Below are 17,306 nucleotides of genomic sequence, written 5' to 3' on the forward strand. Positions count from 1 at the left end.
ATAAGGCTCCATGGGTTTACAGCTACAAATTCTGAATCTTACCGATTATTGTGTGGATGTTGGAATCGTTACCAGTGCTACTATGTAACAGATTTTATAGTTTTATTATTGAAAAATGCACCCCCAAAACTTTGTTAGAAATTAAGTGTAAAAATTGGTGTTTTCACCTAAATGTTGGGTAAAGGGTATTTTGTTAAAAGCAGGCCTATTTTTTAACATTTGATAATTTCTAATGTATTTTTAATTGCTTAGCGTTTCAGTTTAGGCAAATTGTACTCAGTTTTGCAAATAATAAGTAATCTTTTATTTTCCTATTTTTTTAAGATTACAGTAAAAAATAAAATTATGAAACAGCTATTATTGTTGGTAATAGTAGTATTCACAGCCGGTTTGGCTCAAAGCCAAATAATAGATTCTTTAAACAACGAAAAACTACTCCGCGAAAAAATTCTCAACGATATTCAGCAAAATTTAGAAAAGAAAAATCAGGTGTTCGATTCTACCATTATGCACATTAATGAACGGGTAGATAATTTAGATAGTGCTATAAAAATGACTACCAGTGTAAAAGTAAAAGCCGACAAGTTGGTGGAAAGGGTACAGGCTTTAGAAGACAAACAAAGGGCTCAGGACCAAAATGAAATGAATATTTACCAAGCTAATTATCAAAGTGCCATTGTAAACTTGGTATCTATGCAGCGTGAAATTAAACCCTTAATATTGTTTAATACAACACGTGAATTTTTTACCGCACTAAGTGATGCCGGAAACCCCATGAATTATAACGGTTATACAAAATGGTTCAATCAATTTAAAGATTTTGTGAAAGCCAATAAGCAAAAAGAATCTATGCTAACCGTTAGCAACAACTTATTAAATTTTTCGGGGTCGGCAGCACAGGCTGTGCCCGTAGTAGGACCAATTTCATCGGTGTTATTCTCCGGAATGTCAACATATGTTAATTCTTTGGGTAAGAAAGAAAAAGAATTACGAACCGAGAGCGAAAAAATGATTACACTAACAGCTAAAGTTGGTCAGTTTGATTATGATAAAAGTGAAGTAGAGCATGAGTGGAAACTGATTACGGACGAATTAAATAACCTTCAAAAATTGTACGGAAAATCACTGGAAAAAAACTTACACATGCTTGATGTACAAGCTGATGATTTTAATCAAAACTTTTCGCAGGAAAGTGATGCAGAGAAAAGATACCAATATCTTACGGCTTTACGCCAAAAAGCCAGCGATTATGTAGCCGCACAAAAAAGCAAAACACCTAAAGATTGGAAGGAAAATGTATACAATGAAATGATGGCTATACAATCATTAAAAATGCGCTTTGGTCAATTAACGTTTCGTATTAATGAAAACATTGCCAAGTATGCCGATGTGTTTAATAAGTACAAAGACGATCCTGATATTGGCGGTAAAATGACGGCATTACAAAACAAGCTTAACGAATTAAAAGACACATTTGATAAAGCATTTGATCCGTTAGATTATATCAACTCCGCTTCTAAAATGTACAAGGTAATGTAATTTTGTGTTCCCAAAATGCTTTTAGGCAGTTAATACAACTTACATTTGGTTGAAAATGCGTTTTTGTTATAGCTTAAGAAGCATATTCAAGCTAGATATACCGCTACTGTTCCACAACATATTAGTGAGACTTATTTGCGGCTTATGAGCGCCTCATCAGCGGCTTATGTGTGGCTTTTCTCAATTGCATTTAACTATTATTTGCTCAAATTTTTGCTATGTTCTGCCCATTTAATGCGGTATAAAAAATAAATACCCTACCATATTTTAAAAATTTTCTAAACTTATCTGTTAACTTTAAAATAGCATATCCGGATTTGCCTTTTTTTAATGTTAATACGAAAGTTATGGTAAGAAACTTTTTTTGTATAGCACTATTGTACTGCTCTTTTGCGGTAAATGCACAACCCAATAATTCCTATCAACCAACGACACAAAATCTGCAGGCGCGACGTTGGTTTGAAAATGCCAAATTTGGTTTGTTTATACATTGGGGTCCGTTTAGTATACCCGGTGCCGGTGAGTGGGTGATGAATAATAGAAAAATTACTGTAAAAAATTATACACGCTTAATGGATTTCTTCAATCCCATAGCCTTTGATGCAGATGCTTGGGTTAAAATGGCCAAAGATGCAGGCATGAAATACATTACACTCGTAACCCGACACCATGATGGGTTTAGTATGTGGGACACTAAGCAGTCAAATTTTAACATAATGAACACCCCCTATCATAAAGATGTAGTAAAAATGATAGCGGATGCCTGCCACCGACAAGGGATAAAGCTGTTTTTTTATTATTCCCTGTTAGATTGGCGGAGGGAAGATTATTCGTGGACTACCGGCAGAACCGGAAAAGGAACCGGGCGCACTCGTCAAGGTGATTGGAATGAATATATACAATTCATGAAAAACCAACTTACAGAATTATTAACTCAATATGGCCCTGTTGCGGGCATTTGGTTTGATGGTTATTGGGATCAGCTGCCCAATGGTGAGAATAGTGTTAATGCACCGTTAGTAAATTGGCATTTGGATGAAATATATGGATTAATTCACCGCCTTCAACCTGCTTGTTTAATTGGCAATAATCATCACTTGAAGCCCATGCCAGGCGAAGATTTTCAGATGTTTGAAAAAGATTTACCCGGCAATGATACACAAGGGTTTGGTAGTGGTGGTATATCTAATTTGCCATTAGAAACCTGTGAAACCATTAACACATCATGGGGTTTTAATTTAACTGACACCACTTATAAATCAACAACAGATTTAATTCATTATTTAGTACGAGCCGCCGGTTTTGGCGCCAACTTCTTATTAAATATTGGACCAATGCCCAATGGAGCTGTACAGCCTGAATTTCAGGAGCGTTTAGCCTTTATGGGCAAATGGTTAAATACTTATGGGAATAGCATTTATGCAACAAGGGGAGGATATATGCGTCCTCAATCCTGGGGTGCCATTACACAAACTAACGGTAGGGTATTTGTGCATGTATTGGCAGATAGTGTTACCAGTTTACAGTTAACTAATTTTCCTTTTCAGCAAATAAAAAAAGTTTATTGGTTAAATAATCAACAACAGGTTCCGGCACAAATAAAAAACCATATTTTAAGTTTATTGGCTATTCAGCGGCAACCCAATGAGCCCGATAGGGTAATTGTAGTAGAAGGTGAATAAATAAGCTTTCCTGCATTAGCCGGTTAATGTAAATTGCCTGAATTTATAGTTATTTTTGTAGGAATGTTTAATGTTTTATTGTCACATATTCAGGAAAAAGTAACACTTTCAGAGGCTGAAGTAGAGGTATTAAAGTCATTCTTTATTCCCAAGAAATTAAGAAAACGGCAATATATTTTGCAGGAAGGCGATGTTTGCAAATATTTAATGTTTGTAGAAAAGGGTTTGTTACGTATGTACCATGTAGACGATAAAGGTGCAGAACATATGATACAATTTGCCTGGGAAGGCTGGTGGATGGCAGATACTTATAGCTTTTTATCTGCCGATATTTCTCAATATAACATTGATGCCATTGAAGATGCTGAGTTGCTAATGATTACGCTTCCCAATTTTGAAGCTATGTTACTTCAAATTCCGGTAATGGAAAGATATTTCCGTATGCTTTTTCAAAACAATATCATATCAAAAGAAAGAAGATTGATTAATACTATCAGTTACTCGGCAGAAGAAAAATATAGACGGTTGGTGGCCGCACATCCTGAAATGGTTCAAAGAATTCCACAAAATCTTATAGCCTCCTATTTGGGTTTAACACCTGAAACATTAAGCCGTATTCGTAAAAAATTAATGCAATCTTAATTGTCCGGTTGATGTAAATCAATTGAATTTCTTGTGCTTACTCAAGTTTTTGAAATTACCAACGGAATAGCTTTGCAGTATGAAAAATATAGGCTATAATAATAGTGTAGCCATTATTGGTGCGAACAGTTTTTTGGGTTTACAAATTGCAATGGCTATAGGTAATGCATACCGTTTATTGTTAATTGATAGTGATGTTGCACAAACATCATTAATGGCTTCTAAAATTAAAAATAAAATTCAATTACCGAGTAATGTAGAAATTCTTTCATGCAGTAAAGATGCTTCATGGGAGGCAGATATCATTGTATTGGCTTCTCCGACAGTTACACATCCTTCTATTGCAAAAAAAATTGCAGAAGTAACAACTTGTAAAACCATTTTACAACTTGTATATACAAGTGATGAGGGGTTATCAATAAAGAACATTCTGCCCTATTCTTATGTTATCAAAGTAAATATTAATCATTCAAATGCCATTGTTGAAGGTGAAAATGCGGAGGCTTTAGAATTAGCTATGCAACTATTATCATTTACTTCTTGGAACATTATGAAAAAAACAATTTAACGTAAAAATCATATTAATTTTTTCTCATTTCATTTAAAAAAATAAAACATGCAGCAAGAACTTTTATTTACACCTTACCGGTTAGCAGATTTATCCTTAAGTAATAGAATGGTTATGGCGCCTATGACTAGAAGCCGGGCCGATAATGCCGGCCGAGTGCCCACAACTTTAATGGCTGAGTATTATGCTCAAAGAGCTAGTGCCGGACTAATTATTACAGAAGGGGTACCTGTTAGTACAAAAGGGGTAGGTTATATAAATGTACCCGGAATATATTCACAAGAACAGGTAGAAGGATGGAAAATTGTAACAAAAGCTGTGCATGATAAAGGGGGTAAAATTTTTGCCCAACTTTGGCATGTTGGTCGTATATCGCATCCGGATTTTCATAATGGGGAATTACCGCTTGCGCCTTCTGCCATTAATCCAAACGAAAAATCATATACCGTTAATGGTTTTGTAGATACTGTTACGCCTAAAGAAATGACTTTGGCAGACATTCAACAAACCATTCAAGATTTTAAGCAAGCTGCAATTAATGCAATTTCCGCAGGTTTTGATGGCGTAGAAATTCATGGTGCAAACGGTTATTTGTTACACCAGTTTTTTAATGGAACTTCTAATAAGCGTACCGATGCTTATGGCGGCAGCATTGAAAATCATGCCCGTATATTGTTCGATATTTTAGAAGCTATACAACAATCGATTAGTTTACATAAAGTTGGGGTTCGGTTAAGTCCTTCCTTAAATGGTTTATTTGGAATTAATATGGATGAAAATACCATTCCCACCTTTGAATACATAGTAAAAAAATTGAACGACTATCCTTTGGCTTATTTACATTTAACAGAGCCATTTGCACCGGTTGATCATTTGCCTTATGCAGTTACACATGTTGCAAAACATTTTAGACCTTTGTATAAGGGCACTTTAATTATCAATAAGGGATTTAATAAAAAAACTGCTAATGAAGTGCTAGCTGCCGGCGATGCAGATTTAGTGGCTTTTGGTGTGCCCTTTTTAGCAAATCCGGATTTGGTAGAGAGATTTAAGCAAAATGCACCTTTAAATGCGCCGGATCAAAATACGTTTTATACACCCGGTGCAAAAGGATATACGGATTATCCAACTTTAAATGCAGCAACCGTTTAAATATTTTTTCTTAACCATCAATAAATTGACAATATGGAATCATTAAATGGAAAAGTGGCCATTATAACCGGCGCAGGTAAGGGTATTGGTAAGGCATTAGCCCTTGCTTTAGCCAAAGAAGGCGTTCATGTGGGGTTAATTGCCCGTAGTGAAAAAGATTTGGAACTGGTAGCCAATGAAATTACGGCAATGGGTGTGAAAGCCATTTATCACCATGCTGATGTTAGTAATCGTCATGAAGTAGAAACAGCAGTAAAGCATATTCAAAAAAAATTAGGTGCCATTGATATTTTAATTAATAATGCGGGTACTGGAAAATTTGGTAAGTTCTTAGAGTTAACTCCCGAAGAATGGGAATACCAAGTAAGAGTGAATTTGGTGGGTGTTTACTATGTAACCCGGGCAGTATTACCTGAAATGATAGAGCGTAAAACAGGCGATATCATAAATGTATCATCAACAGCGGGTTTGCGGGGCGCTGCTTTAACCAGTGCTTATAGTGCTTCAAAATTTGGGGTAATGGGTTTAACGGAATCGTTAATGCAAGAAGTACGCAAACACAATATTCGGGTAACAGCTATGGCACCTAGTACGGTAGTAACAGATTTGGCAATACAATCTAACCTCATTAATAATAATGAAGAAAAATTAATGCATCCGGAAGATTTTGCTGAATTGGTAATTGCTCAATTAAAATTGAATAGAAGGGTATTTGTAAAAGATGCATCTATTTGGTCAACAAACCCTTAATTGTTCATAAATAAAATTTGTTGTATGAAAAAAGTTTGGTTTATTACCGGATGTTCCACCGGATTTGGTCGTGCACTAGCCAATGAAGTATTGAAGCAAGGATATAATGCTGTTGTTACAGCGCGTAATACAGCCGATATTGAAGATATAGCTTCACACTATCCTAACACCGCATTGGTATTACCTTTAGATGTAACAAGTACCTCCGATATTGAAAAAGCTGTAACAAAAGCTATACAGCATTTTGGACAAATTGATGTGTTGGTAAACAATGCCGGTATTGGTTATTTCGCTGCTGTAGAAGAAAGTGAGGATGCCGAGGTAAGGAAAATGTTTGAAATTAATGTGTTTGGATTAGCTAATGTCACCAAAGAAGTATTGCCCTACATGCGCCAACGCCGAAGCGGGCATATTCTAAACATTGCTTCTATTGGCGGATTGCGTTCTTTTCCGGGTGTTGGATTTTATAATGCAACCAAATATGCAGTTGATGGATTAAGTGAAGCATTGTATAAAGAGGTTGCTCCATTAGGCATTAAAGTAACCATAGTAGCGCCAAGTGGTTTTAGAACCGATTGGGCGGGCCGTTCAGCTAATAATTCGTCTATACAAATTGCTGATTATGCAACTACTGCGCACAAAAACATCAATGATATAAGAGGGTATAGTGGCAAACAACCCGGTGATCCGATTAAAGCTGCAAAAGCAATGATTCAAGTAGTTGAATCTGAAAATCCGCCTTTACGATTATTATTAGGTGCAGCTGCTTTAAGAGGTGCAAAAGCCAAGTTGGCAGAACTGCAACACGATTTTGAAACTTGGGCTACCGTTACGGAAGGCGCCGATTTTCCTAAAGAAGAATAGATTGAATGATTAATATGAATAAATCATTATTAGGGTGCAAGGCATATTCGGATTGCACCCTAATAATGTTATTAAAATCCTGGCACTTATATACCTACCTGCATACTTCTTCTTTCTAATAACAGGGTGTTTTTCCACATACTACCTAATTGGCCAATTTTTTCGCGATAGCCCACTAATCTAAAACCTACAGACTCGTGCAGTTTTGCGCTGGCGGTATTTTCAGCAAAAATGCCGGCTTGAAGGGTCCAAATTCCATGGGCTTCACTATCTGTAATTAATTGTTGTAACAGTTTTTTGCCTACACCTTTACCCCTATGTTCAGGCGCAATGTAAACGCTTACCTCTGCTACACCGCTATATACACATCTGTTTGATACGGGACTAAGTGCTGCCCAGCCAATTACTTTGTTATTTTCCATGGCTACTAATCTTGCAAAGGGCAAGTGGCTGTTATTCCATTGATCCCATTCTGGTGCTTTGGTTTCAAAAGTGGCCATGCCTGTGGCTATACCACTTTCGTAAATAGATTTTACTTGCTCCCAATTATCGGGTAAAAGCGGCATGATGATAAATGTTTCCATAATTGCCGGTATTTTTTGAGGTTAAAGCTTCGGTTTGTGGTATGTTGGCTTTTTGACCATCATTGCCAGCCCATTGTTCCATTATTTCGGGTGCGGGTTTGGCATTAATGCCTTCGCCATAAACAGTTGCTGTGCCATGGGTATAAAACACTTCCCAATCAACGCCTTGTGGGTCGGTAATCCAGCTTTTTTGCGATTTTGCATAGCAACAAGTGCATTCCCCTTCTTCTCTAACCGTGCCTTTTGCCTTTTGCATATGCTCATAGGCTTCATGTAAATCTGTTTCAGATTCAACTTGTAATCCCAGGTGTTCAATACCGTTTTCACTGTGGCCGGTTGATATGGCATAATTAATGCGTGGATCTTCTAACATCCATTTGGCATAATCGGGCTTTACAACAGTAGGTTCTGTGTTGAATAAAGCGGAATAAAAAGCAATGCTTTCTTGTAAGTTTTTTACGCGAACATGTACATGGAATCGTTTCATAAGTTTAATTTTTTTGATAACGATAACAAGACGAAGCAGTGCTAAAAAAGACGCAAATTATTTTTTCATTTGTTTTTTTAAGTTTTGCAACGGCTCGCATGATGCTTTAATTTCGAAGGAAATAAGGTTTCCTTGTTTGTCGGTTTCAAAACGGCAACAGGTAATAAATTCGGCTTTTAATAATTGCCTTGCTCTTTGAATTCTACTTTTGGTAGCCGATAATGTTAGGTTAAGTTCACGAGCAATATCTGCTTGTTTTTTATTATCAATATCGTACATTTTTAATGGCGTTGCATATTCTTCCGGCAGAAATGCTAACATGGGTAAAATGTATTGTTGTGCTTCTAAAAATGCAGCATTGTCTTCTTGCTCTACAACTTGTTCCTCAATATATTCTTCTGAAATGGTGGTTTTATTTTTACGGTAGTAATCGGCAATGGTATTTTGTGCAATTTGAAATAGCCAACTTTTCAGATTTTGAACTCCTGATTTGGAAAGACAAAATCCATAAACTTTTAATAATACTTCTTGCAAAATATCTTCTGCAATAGTATTATCCTTCACCCGCTTAACAATGTAGCGGTATAAAGCTTCTTTGTATTCCTGCCATATAGCAGGTACATTACAATTGGGTTGTGTTTTATAAAAAACGGACATTATAGGTAATATACATCCGAAAGTTTTCTAAACAAATAATTTTATTATATATCGTAAAATGGGGAATTGCATTTAATTTACTGCTAAAAAATTACAAATGTGACCCCGCAGGGACTCGAACCCTGGACCTACTGATTAAGAGTCAGTAGCTCTACCAACTGAGCTACGGAGTCAATAAAATAAAATCAAGAACAACTAAAATTCAATAATAGGCAAAAATATAATTTAGTTTTTTAAAGCAGCTATTCAATTGTAACATACTTTTTCTTTGTATCTTAACTTTCCCTAAAAAATAAGGAATGCTTCAAACAGCCGATTATAGGATTTATGCTTTGAGCGATACAGCTATGCTTATTGATTGGGGTAACATAATTAATGACGATATTAACCACACGGTACTTACCCTTTTTCATTGTATTAAACAAGAAAATAAACCTTTTGTTCGCGATTTAATTCCTGCTTATAGTACTTTAACTATAGTGTACAATCCGGTAATGCTTTGGAAACAAGGCATTGAAAATATGGAAGCTTATTTGCGCAATTTTATTGAAACGGTAATGGGTAATTGCAGTGAAGAGGTCATGCAGCAACAGTCGCTTATTCAAGTGCCCGTGTGTTATCATCCACAGGTTGCACCCGATTTATTGGCATTTTGCGAGGAGAAAAAAATTACGGTTGAAAAATTGATTGAGTTGCACAGCCAAACAATTTATCGGGTATTCATGTTGGGCTTTTTACCCGGTTTTGCATATATGGGAACTGTTCCCGAAATATTGGAAATGCCACGGAAAGCTTTGCCCGCTCAACAAGTGGCAGCTGGTAGTGTAGGAATTGCGGGAAGGCAAACGGGTGTATATCCCTTCAATTCACCGGGGGGGTGGCATATTATAGGGCAAACACCCGAAGCTATGTTTCAACAAAACCGTATGCAACCGGCTTTATTACAGCCGGGTAATCGGGTTCAATTTGTGCCTATTGATTTAAATACTTTTAATTCATTACTTCAAAATAAAAACTAGTGTCAGTTGTTGTTATAAAACCGGGCATTGCCGATTCTATTCAAGATAATGGTCGTTATGGATGGCAGCATGTGGGTATTAATCCCGATGGTGCTATGGATAAAACTGCGGCAGCAGTTGCTAATATTTTGGTGAATAACACTTTAGATTGTCCGGTATTGGAAATGAGTTTTCCCGCACCGGTTCTGTTGTTTCAGCAACAGGCATTGGTGGCAATAAGCGGCGCTAATTTTACGGCATGGGTAAATGATATTCCTGTACCCGTAAACACACCATTTATTATTCAAAAAAACTGTGTGCTGCAATTTAAACAGGTAAAGCGAGGTGCTTGGTGTTATTTATCTGTAAAAAAAGGATTTGGTATTCCTATCTGGATGGGAAGCTATAGCACCAATACTATTGCCGGAACGGGCGGATTTAAAGGGCGCTTTTTGAAAAAACAAGATGAGATTCCCTTGGTAGACACTACTGATTACAGCACTATTTTAGAGAATAAAGATGTATATGTTTTTCATGTACAAGCTGATGCTTTGCAATGGTATTTAAACACCAATGCAATACCCGTTATTTTGAGTAAAGATTGGCATTTGCTAGATAAAGAGGCACAGCAACAATTTCAAGACAATGAGTTTCAAGTACAACCTAATAGTAACCGTATGGGCTATTACTTACAAAGTAAAGCCATTAAACCCGACCATCCTGTAACAGTTATTTCAACTGCTGTTACTAATGGTACCATACAGCTGTTACCTAACGGACAGTGCATTGTGCTAATGTCGGGGCACCAAACCACAGGGGGTTATCCTATATTAGCTACTGTTTGCAGTGCAGCACTATCTACATTGGCGCAAGTTCGACCCCATGAATATGTAAAATTTATGCCCGTAACATTAAAATATGCACACGAACTTATGCAACAACAACAACAATATTTGCAGCAATTACAATATGCTGCTATTGCTAAACTAAATGAATTGTTTTCAGCTTATGCTATCCATTGATTTGAACTGCGATATGGGCGAGGGAATGGAAACGGATGCCCAACTAATGCCCTATATTTCAAGTGCCAATATTGCTTGCGGTTTTCATGCCGGTGATGCCCAAATAATGCAACACACGGTTGCATTATGCAAAAATTATGGCGTTGCTGTAGGTGCACATCCGGGATTTAATGATAAAGAAAATTTTGGTAGAAAGCCAATACCGTTATCTGCTCATGAAATTGAAGTTTTATTGCAACAACAAGTGGATGCATTACAACATATTTGTACACAAATGAATGTGCCTTTGCATCACATTAAACTTCACGGGGCACTGTATAATATGGTATCTGCCGATGCTGCCTTAGCCAAACAAGTTGCGGATATTTTATATAAACTGTATCCAAACATTATGGTGTATGCATTAAGTGGAAGCCATTTTATGCAAGCTTGCTTGCAAAAGCAATTGCCGGTTGCTGCCGAAGTTTTTGCCGATAGAACTTATACCGATGCAGGGCAATTAACACCACGTACACAACCCAATGCTTTAATACACACTACAGCACAATCCTTGCAACAAGTATTGCGTTTTATACAAGAAAAGGCTGTAATTACTACCTCAGGCCAAAAAATTGCCATTGCTGCTGATACCATTTGTTTGCATGGTGATGGTGCGCATGCAGTTGCTTTTGCAAAAACTATTCATGAAACGCTTCAACAACAAGGTATTGGCATACAAACCCTCTAACACACGTTCCGCTATTATAGGCGCTGCATTTTTAATGGCAACTTCTGCCATTGGGCCGGGTTTTTTAACTCAAACTACTGTTTTCACCAATAAACTGGGCGCTGCTTTTGCTTTTGTAATAGTAGTAACCATTTTAATTGATATAGCCGTACAGCTCAATATTTGGCGAATGATTAGCATGAGTAATTTACGGGCACAGGATTTAGCTAATAAGGTATTTCCGGGCCTGGGCTATGTGTTAGCCGGTATGATTGTTTTTGGTGCTGTGGCATTTAATACAGGAAATGTTGCAGGTGCAGGTTTGGGTGTGCAAGTATGTACAGGGTTACCCACCCCCATTGGTGCAGCAGTAAGCGCATTGGTGGCTATTATTATTTTTTGGCAAAAAGATACGGGCCATGCCATGGATGTATTTACCAAATACATGGGGTTATTAATGATTGTACTAACTTGTTATGTTGCATGGGTAGCGCAGCCTCCTATGGTAAGTGTGGTAAAGCAAATATTTTGGCCACATACTACCAGTACTATTGCAATTGTTACTATTGTTGGGGGAACAGTAGGTGGTTATATTTCGTTTGCAGGGGCACACCGATTGTTAGAAGCTGGCATAGCTGGTGCTTCACAACTTAACAAGGTAAATAAAGGTGCTATTTCAGGAATTGTGTTAACAGGCATTATGCGGTTTGTTTTGTTTTTGGCAGTACTGGGTGTGGTAATGCAAGGAAAAAATTTAGATGCAGCTAATCCTGCGGCAGCTGTTTTTAAATTATCTGCCGGCCAATTAGGATATTTCTTTTTTGGAATGGTGATGTGGGCAGCTTCTATTACCTCGGTTATTGGTGCATCTTTTACAGCCATTTCATTCATTAAAACATTTCATCCTGCAATTGAAGCCCAACAAAAAATATGGGTAACAGGTTTCATACTACTATCTACCGGAATATTTGAATGGATAGGCCAACCTGTTAATGTATTAGTATGGGCCGGTACTGTGAATGGATTTATTTTACCATTAGCGTTGTTTATTATTTTGATTGCAGCCTTACAACATAGGCTTACACCCAAGTACAAACATGCACCCTGGTTACAAGTGGCTGGCTGGCTGGTAGTGGTAGCTTTATTATGGTTGGCATTAGCAACCCTTAGAAGACATTAATGTTATTTTTCTGTAATGCCTTAAACTGAACAAATTATTCAAAATATGCAAAAACTAAATTTCATTTCATATACAGCAATTGCAGCTAACACAATATTATATGCTCGGCTTTTTCCTTTTTTGAAAATAGGTATGTTTGATGCTGAAGCATAAAAAAGCCTGATATATCTGAAAACCTTCTTGATCTCTAAATCTTCATATCAATGCCCTAAAAACCGAATGAAAATTATTTTACTAATTAGGATAAATTTTTCTTACATAAAAAAAGGTACTTTTTAGGACCATTTTTGAAATGTTATTATTTATTACTCCAGTACTTTTTCTATGTGTGTTAATTTGCCATCTGCATTAAAGCCTTCTATAATTACCTTTAGTTTTTTACTAATGTCATTATTAAAGAAGTCTAATTTAACCTGTGGGCTTTTTTTATTGGTTAACACAAATGGATTCCAGTATAGAGTGCTTCTTACATCATCACCAAAAGCATCGGTTGATTTCTCATAATCCGGATTGAAGAATTGTTTAAAGCGTGTATAGCCACCCAATATCGTATTGTCGAGCCCGGGTGTATTGGCATTATTATTCTTTTTACCATCATTGCCACGTTTGGTGTAAATAGCAATGGCGCCACCACTTCCACCACCCATGGAGCCAAAAAATGGTGGACGAAATACTTTAATATAAGCCACATCTGTAATAGGTAAGCTTTGTATCATGTCGGGTTGTGCCGGACTTTCATCCAAATACAAATCGGGTGTGCTGCCGCGCCAGGTTAATGATGGTGTGCCACCACTCATGTTAATTTGCAAACCGGCTACCTGTCCTTGTAAATAAGTAAATATATCTAATGCGCTATTGGCTCGTGGATCATCCATTACATCAAATCCATAACTATCTCCTCCGGAAAATAAGCCGGTGGCATATTTTTCATCTAACACCTGTAACGCACTTTTTACTTTGGCTCTAACAGTTACTTCTTTTAAAGTAGCAGAAGCCATTAGTTTGCGTAACCGCTCTTGTTCATCCATAAAATATTGCATGCGGCGCAATGCCATACTATCGCTCCAGTTGGTTAAAGAAGAATTAATGGAAACATGCCTGGGTTGTAAATTGTATAAACCATTAGTGAAACTAACAACAGCACCACTATTGCTGCTGCGTTTGCCATTTAGCATATAATACAACTTTACAGTGTCATAAAAGAAAACACCATCTTGTTCAAATGAACCGTCTCTATGTACCGGAAGCAATAAAAATTGTTTACTGCTATCTTTTCCTTGAACAATTACATTTAAAAAGGAAGACTCTCCGCCTAAATTATTGCTTCCATATACTTTACCCTCTATTTTCAAAAAATTGTTTTCAGGCGGATATTTCATTGCCGGTGTTTTTAATGCAGCTAAATCGGCCCAATTATAACGACGCCATCCATTGGTCATCATTACTAAATCTAAATGATGCACAACACTATCTGCATTACTGCTAAAATAGTAGGAGGGATTGTACACTTTTCCTTTAATGTCATCACTTAATAAAAAATCAGTGTAAATAGAATGCTTGTCATCTACGGGAACATCGGCATCAGTTACAGCCACCGACATGTTGGCGAATGCTGTATCAGATACAAAAAATTCAATGGTGTTTTTACCGCGCTTGGAAAGATTTACCGTAGGAAAACTAACCCTGGGTTGAAAGCTATAGTTATCATTGTTTACAAACACTATTCTTTCGGCAACGGGTATCCAATTTGCATTAAACAAAGTAACCTGAAGAATACCGGTTGGTAATTCTGTAGTTGGCAAGTCAGCCACTACACTGGTTTTGGCTGAGAAATTAATTCTTGATTTGTACACCAATTGCTGATTCATTTGTGCCATTAGGTACATGGTCTTAAACAATGGATCATCATTGGCAGAGCGTTCAACAAATAATATGGCTTTATCGGGTGCAGGTTGCACAGAAAGGGTAGCTCCGTTAGGTAACGCTGCGGGTAATGCAGTGGTACCGGATTGCCCATTTTCATCCATCCAATCAATTTGATAGGTTTCATTTGCCTTGGGTTCAACAGAAAAACTGCCCATGCCGTCATGTTCGGCCATAAATGAATCAATCAGCTCTTGTTTATTATTTTTTATGGCCCCTTTTATAAATACCGGATTGCCAAATTGATTGGTTGCCTTGAATGCTACCCTGGAGTTTAATCCGTTTACTAAGTTTCCGCCTTCAGGAAATAAATATACCTGGGTTTTCGGAATGGCAATACTGGTTTTAACCTGCGGTTGAATAACGGTAATAGTGCGATGATATAAAAATGCGGTATCAAAATTCAACATCCAGCGCGTATAAGCTCTTACTTCTAATTTGTTGCCGCTGTAATTAGCCGGCACATCGAATGAACCGGATGCAGTTGCTTGAAATAAAGGTGCAACAGTGTGCATTAACAAATTTCCCGAACCATCATACCAATCAACATAAAAATTTTTGCTGATATATGATAAGTCAATACCCGTCATTAAATAAGCTTTGTACCAAATAGTTTCACCTTTGTTATAAGCTCCTTTATCAAATTGCAGATGCACTTTTTCTTGTGGATAACGGTTGGCGTACACTTCCATCATTGAATCTAATACCTGGGCCTTTGTAGCTGTTTGAAAGGTTAGTAAAAACCCCAGGCATACCATAGCAAGCAATTTGTTCATGTGGTATAATTTAGGTTGATGATATAGGTTTGGTTTTAACTTTCTAATGTGGTTATTTAGTCACACCATTATTCGTCCTTTGCACCAATAGCAATATAAATTAAAAAAATTATTTGCCTGTAACAAACCTACTTATAAAAATAAGTTACTAGTGTTATAATTTAATTAAAGGTAAGAGAAAGCAAGAGCTTATAACAGCGTATAGCTCATGCTTCCGTCCTTTTCATCTTTAATTTGAATGCCTACTGCCTGTAATTCATTGCGAATAGTATCGCTGGTAACAAAGTCTTTTTTGCCTTTAGCTTGTTTTCTAATATTTAATAAAACTTGCATTACTTTTTGCAACAAATCGTTTTGTTCTGTTGAAGGATTTTGAAGACCAAATATATCTTCAATAAACAAATTCATTTGTTGTTGCAATAGTTGTACGGTATGGCTCGACAAACTGTTTTCGGGAATTTGTTTGTTTTTCAAACTATTAATAACCGGTGCCAATTCAAACATATTGGCCAACACTTTTGCAGTACTTAAATCATCATCCATAAACTCGGTAAATTGGTTTACCCATTCTTTTACCTTATTATCTAATGCAGCATCAGCCGCTTCTATATTGTCGGGAATAGTTAAGCCTTGTAAGTTGGTATAAGCTTCCCAAAGGCGCTTCAATGCTTTTTCTGCCGCTTGTAAAGCTTCATTACTAAAATCGAGCGTAGAACGGTAATGCGATTGCAGTATGAAGAAGCGAATAGTCATGGGGTGGTAAGCTTGGGCTAAAATAGGATGTGTGCCACTAAATAATTCCGTTAGTTTAATAACATTGTTATAGCTTTTTCCCATTTTTTTCCCGTTAATAGTAATCATGTTATTGTGCACCCAATAACGGGCCGGGGGTTGGTGGTTGCAAACGGTGCTTTGTGCAATTTCACATTCGTGATGTGGAAATTGCAAGTCCATTCCGCCGCCATGTATATCAAATTGTTTACCCAGGTATTTTGTACTCATAGCTGAGCATTCAATGTGCCAACCGGGAAAACCTTCGCCCCAGGGGCTGGTCCATCGCATAATGTGTTCAGGTGGGGCATTCTTCCAAAGGGCAAAGTCGTTTTTATTTCTTTTTTCGTCCTGATTTTCTAATTGTCGGGTGGTTTCTAATTGTTCTTCTATATTTCTTCCACTTAAAATGCCATAAGGTTGACCAATTTTAGAAAAGTCGTTGTTATATTTTTCTACATCAAAATAAACAGAGCCATTTACTACATAAGCATATCCATCGGCAATAATTTGTTGAATCATGTTAATCTGTTCTACAATATGCCCGGTTGCGGTAGGTTCAATACTAGGCGGTAGGGTATTAAATTGTTGCATGGCCCAATGAAACAGGTTGGTATATTTTTGTACCAGTTCCATGGGTTCTAATTTTTCTAAAATGGCTTTACTGCTAATTTTATCTTCAGCAACACGACCTTCTTCTTCAAAATGTCCGGCATCGGTAATATTGCGTACATAACGCACCTTATAACCCAGGTGTAAAAAGTAGCGATACAAAATATCGAATGTAATATAAGGGCGTGCATGGCCCAAGTGACTTTCACCACTTACGGTGGGTCCACATACATACAATCCCACTAATCCGGGGGTAATAGGGGTAAATACTTCTTTTTTACGCGAAAGGGTATTATATAATTGTAATGGCATAATAAAATTTATAAGACTGTATGGTACTTACAAGCTGCAAAAGTAGCCAATGTGTGCAGTAGCAACAAAAGGAAAATGCAT

Annotated in this window: 16 protein-coding genes and 1 tRNA gene; 11 read left to right on the forward strand and 6 right to left on the reverse strand. The window is 37.0% G+C overall.

Translation table 11 applies throughout. The features are described from left to right. Positions 1-345 precede the first annotated feature (345 nt). From ACP5P5_RS09140 to ACP5P5_RS09170, 7 genes are all read left to right on the forward strand, one after another. Positions 346-1,539 carry a hypothetical protein gene (locus tag ACP5P5_RS09140; RefSeq protein WP_428285799.1) on the forward strand — a complete coding sequence of 398 codons (1,194 nt, stop codon included), beginning with the start codon at positions 346-348 and terminating at the stop codon, positions 1,537-1,539. Positions 1,540-1,886: 347 nt separating this feature from the next. After that, a complete protein-coding gene (locus ACP5P5_RS09145) occupies positions 1,887-3,221 on the forward strand; it encodes an alpha-L-fucosidase (RefSeq protein ID WP_428285800.1) in 1,335 nt (444 codons plus the stop codon). Positions 3,222-3,284: 63 nt separating this feature from the next. Beyond that, positions 3,285-3,863: a Crp/Fnr family transcriptional regulator gene (locus tag ACP5P5_RS09150; protein WP_428285801.1), complete on the forward strand. Its 579-nt coding sequence runs from the start codon at positions 3,285-3,287 to the stop codon at positions 3,861-3,863. 79 nt (positions 3,864-3,942) lie between these two features. Then, positions 3,943-4,431, forward strand: coding sequence for a hypothetical protein (locus ACP5P5_RS09155; protein ID WP_428285802.1), 489 nt, complete (start codon positions 3,943-3,945; stop codon positions 4,429-4,431). A 48-nt stretch (positions 4,432-4,479) separates the two neighbouring features. Further along, positions 4,480-5,583: an alkene reductase gene (locus tag ACP5P5_RS09160; RefSeq protein ID WP_428285803.1), complete on the forward strand. Its 1,104-nt coding sequence runs from the start codon at positions 4,480-4,482 to the stop codon at positions 5,581-5,583. Positions 5,584-5,616: 33 nt separating this feature from the next. Continuing rightward, entirely contained in the window at positions 5,617-6,333 is a 717-nt protein-coding gene (locus ACP5P5_RS09165; protein WP_428285804.1) for a 3-ketoacyl-ACP reductase, read from the forward strand. A 24-nt stretch (positions 6,334-6,357) separates the two neighbouring features. Beyond that, a complete protein-coding gene (locus ACP5P5_RS09170; RefSeq protein ID WP_428285805.1) occupies positions 6,358-7,197 on the forward strand; it encodes an oxidoreductase in 840 nt (279 codons plus the stop codon). Positions 7,198-7,283: 86 nt separating this feature from the next. Here ACP5P5_RS09170 and ACP5P5_RS09175 read toward each other — a convergent pair whose 3' ends face one another. From ACP5P5_RS09175 to ACP5P5_RS09190, 4 genes are all read right to left on the reverse strand, one after another. Further along, complete coding sequence (locus tag ACP5P5_RS09175; protein ID WP_428285806.1) at positions 7,284-7,781, reverse strand: N-acetyltransferase family protein; 498 nt, start codon at positions 7,779-7,781, stop codon at positions 7,284-7,286. After that, positions 7,744-8,268 (reverse strand): ArsI/CadI family heavy metal resistance metalloenzyme, encoded by a 525-nt coding sequence (locus tag ACP5P5_RS09180; RefSeq protein WP_428285807.1) that lies wholly within the window; start codon positions 8,266-8,268, stop codon positions 7,744-7,746. The genes ACP5P5_RS09175 and ACP5P5_RS09180 overlap by 38 nt, the downstream gene beginning before the upstream one ends. Before the next feature lie 57 nt (positions 8,269-8,325). Continuing rightward, complete coding sequence (locus ACP5P5_RS09185) at positions 8,326-8,925, reverse strand: sigma-70 family RNA polymerase sigma factor (RefSeq protein WP_428285808.1); 600 nt, start codon at positions 8,923-8,925, stop codon at positions 8,326-8,328. 100 nt (positions 8,926-9,025) lie between these two features. After that, a tRNA-Lys gene (locus ACP5P5_RS09190) sits at positions 9,026-9,098 on the reverse strand. A gap of 126 nt (positions 9,099-9,224) precedes the next feature. Here ACP5P5_RS09190 and pxpB point away from each other — a divergent pair. From pxpB to ACP5P5_RS09210, 4 genes are read left to right on the forward strand one after another with little or no spacing between them, the layout of a single operon-like run. Then, positions 9,225-9,944 (forward strand): 5-oxoprolinase subunit PxpB, encoded by a 720-nt coding sequence (pxpB, locus tag ACP5P5_RS09195; RefSeq protein WP_428285809.1) that lies wholly within the window; start codon positions 9,225-9,227, stop codon positions 9,942-9,944. Continuing rightward, complete coding sequence (locus ACP5P5_RS09200; RefSeq protein WP_428285810.1) at positions 9,944-10,945, forward strand: biotin-dependent carboxyltransferase family protein; 1,002 nt, start codon at positions 9,944-9,946, stop codon at positions 10,943-10,945. The genes pxpB and ACP5P5_RS09200 overlap by 1 nt, the downstream gene beginning before the upstream one ends. Then, complete coding sequence (locus ACP5P5_RS09205; RefSeq protein ID WP_428285811.1) at positions 10,932-11,672, forward strand: 5-oxoprolinase subunit PxpA; 741 nt, start codon at positions 10,932-10,934, stop codon at positions 11,670-11,672. Before ACP5P5_RS09200 ends, ACP5P5_RS09205 begins: the two co-directional genes overlap by 14 nt. Continuing rightward, positions 11,629-12,831 carry an NRAMP family divalent metal transporter gene (locus ACP5P5_RS09210; protein ID WP_428285812.1) on the forward strand — a complete coding sequence of 401 codons (1,203 nt, stop codon included), beginning with the start codon at positions 11,629-11,631 and terminating at the stop codon, positions 12,829-12,831. Before ACP5P5_RS09205 ends, ACP5P5_RS09210 begins: the two co-directional genes overlap by 44 nt. Positions 12,832-13,136: 305 nt before the next feature. Here ACP5P5_RS09210 and ACP5P5_RS09215 read toward each other — a convergent pair whose 3' ends face one another. Together ACP5P5_RS09215 and cysS are read right to left on the reverse strand one after the other, a co-directional pair. Then, a complete protein-coding gene (locus ACP5P5_RS09215; protein WP_428285813.1) occupies positions 13,137-15,530 on the reverse strand; it encodes a hypothetical protein in 2,394 nt (797 codons plus the stop codon). 189 nt (positions 15,531-15,719) lie between these two features. Further along, a complete protein-coding gene (gene cysS / locus ACP5P5_RS09220; RefSeq protein ID WP_428285814.1) occupies positions 15,720-17,225 on the reverse strand; it encodes a cysteine--tRNA ligase in 1,506 nt (501 codons plus the stop codon). Positions 17,226-17,306: the final 81 nt, after the last annotated feature.

It is taken from the genome of Hydrotalea sp. (genome assembly GCF_049968455.1).
In the GTDB taxonomy this organism is placed as follows: Bacteria; Bacteroidota; Bacteroidia; order Chitinophagales; family Chitinophagaceae; genus Hydrotalea.

Excerpts from the sequence above, each read along its gene's own strand:
- ACP5P5_RS09140 (WP_428285799.1), top strand. The coding sequence starts at position 346 with ATGAAACAGCTATTATTGTTGGTAATAGTAGTATTCACAGCCGGTTTG.
- ACP5P5_RS09145 (WP_428285800.1), top strand. The coding sequence starts at position 1,887 with ATGGTAAGAAACTTTTTTTGTATAGCACTATTGTACTGCTCTTTTGCG.
- ACP5P5_RS09150 (WP_428285801.1), top strand. The coding sequence starts at position 3,285 with ATGTTTAATGTTTTATTGTCACATATTCAGGAAAAAGTAACACTTTCA.
- ACP5P5_RS09155 (WP_428285802.1), top strand. The coding sequence starts at position 3,943 with ATGAAAAATATAGGCTATAATAATAGTGTAGCCATTATTGGTGCGAAC.
- ACP5P5_RS09160 (WP_428285803.1), top strand. The coding sequence starts at position 4,480 with ATGCAGCAAGAACTTTTATTTACACCTTACCGGTTAGCAGATTTATCC.
- ACP5P5_RS09165 (WP_428285804.1), top strand. The coding sequence starts at position 5,617 with ATGGAATCATTAAATGGAAAAGTGGCCATTATAACCGGCGCAGGTAAG.
- ACP5P5_RS09170 (WP_428285805.1), top strand. The coding sequence starts at position 6,358 with ATGAAAAAAGTTTGGTTTATTACCGGATGTTCCACCGGATTTGGTCGT.
- ACP5P5_RS09175 (WP_428285806.1), bottom strand. The coding sequence starts at position 7,781 with ATGGAAACATTTATCATCATGCCGCTTTTACCCGATAATTGGGAGCAA.
- ACP5P5_RS09180 (WP_428285807.1), bottom strand. The coding sequence starts at position 8,268 with ATGAAACGATTCCATGTACATGTTCGCGTAAAAAACTTACAAGAAAGC.
- ACP5P5_RS09185 (WP_428285808.1), bottom strand. The coding sequence starts at position 8,925 with ATGTCCGTTTTTTATAAAACACAACCCAATTGTAATGTACCTGCTATA.
- pxpB (WP_428285809.1), top strand. The coding sequence starts at position 9,225 with ATGCTTCAAACAGCCGATTATAGGATTTATGCTTTGAGCGATACAGCT.
- ACP5P5_RS09205 (WP_428285811.1), top strand. The coding sequence starts at position 10,932 with ATGCTATCCATTGATTTGAACTGCGATATGGGCGAGGGAATGGAAACG.
- ACP5P5_RS09210 (WP_428285812.1), top strand. The coding sequence starts at position 11,629 with ATGAAACGCTTCAACAACAAGGTATTGGCATACAAACCCTCTAACACA.
- ACP5P5_RS09215 (WP_428285813.1), bottom strand. The coding sequence starts at position 15,530 with ATGAACAAATTGCTTGCTATGGTATGCCTGGGGTTTTTACTAACCTTT.
- cysS (WP_428285814.1), bottom strand. The coding sequence starts at position 17,225 with ATGCCATTACAATTATATAATACCCTTTCGCGTAAAAAAGAAGTATTT.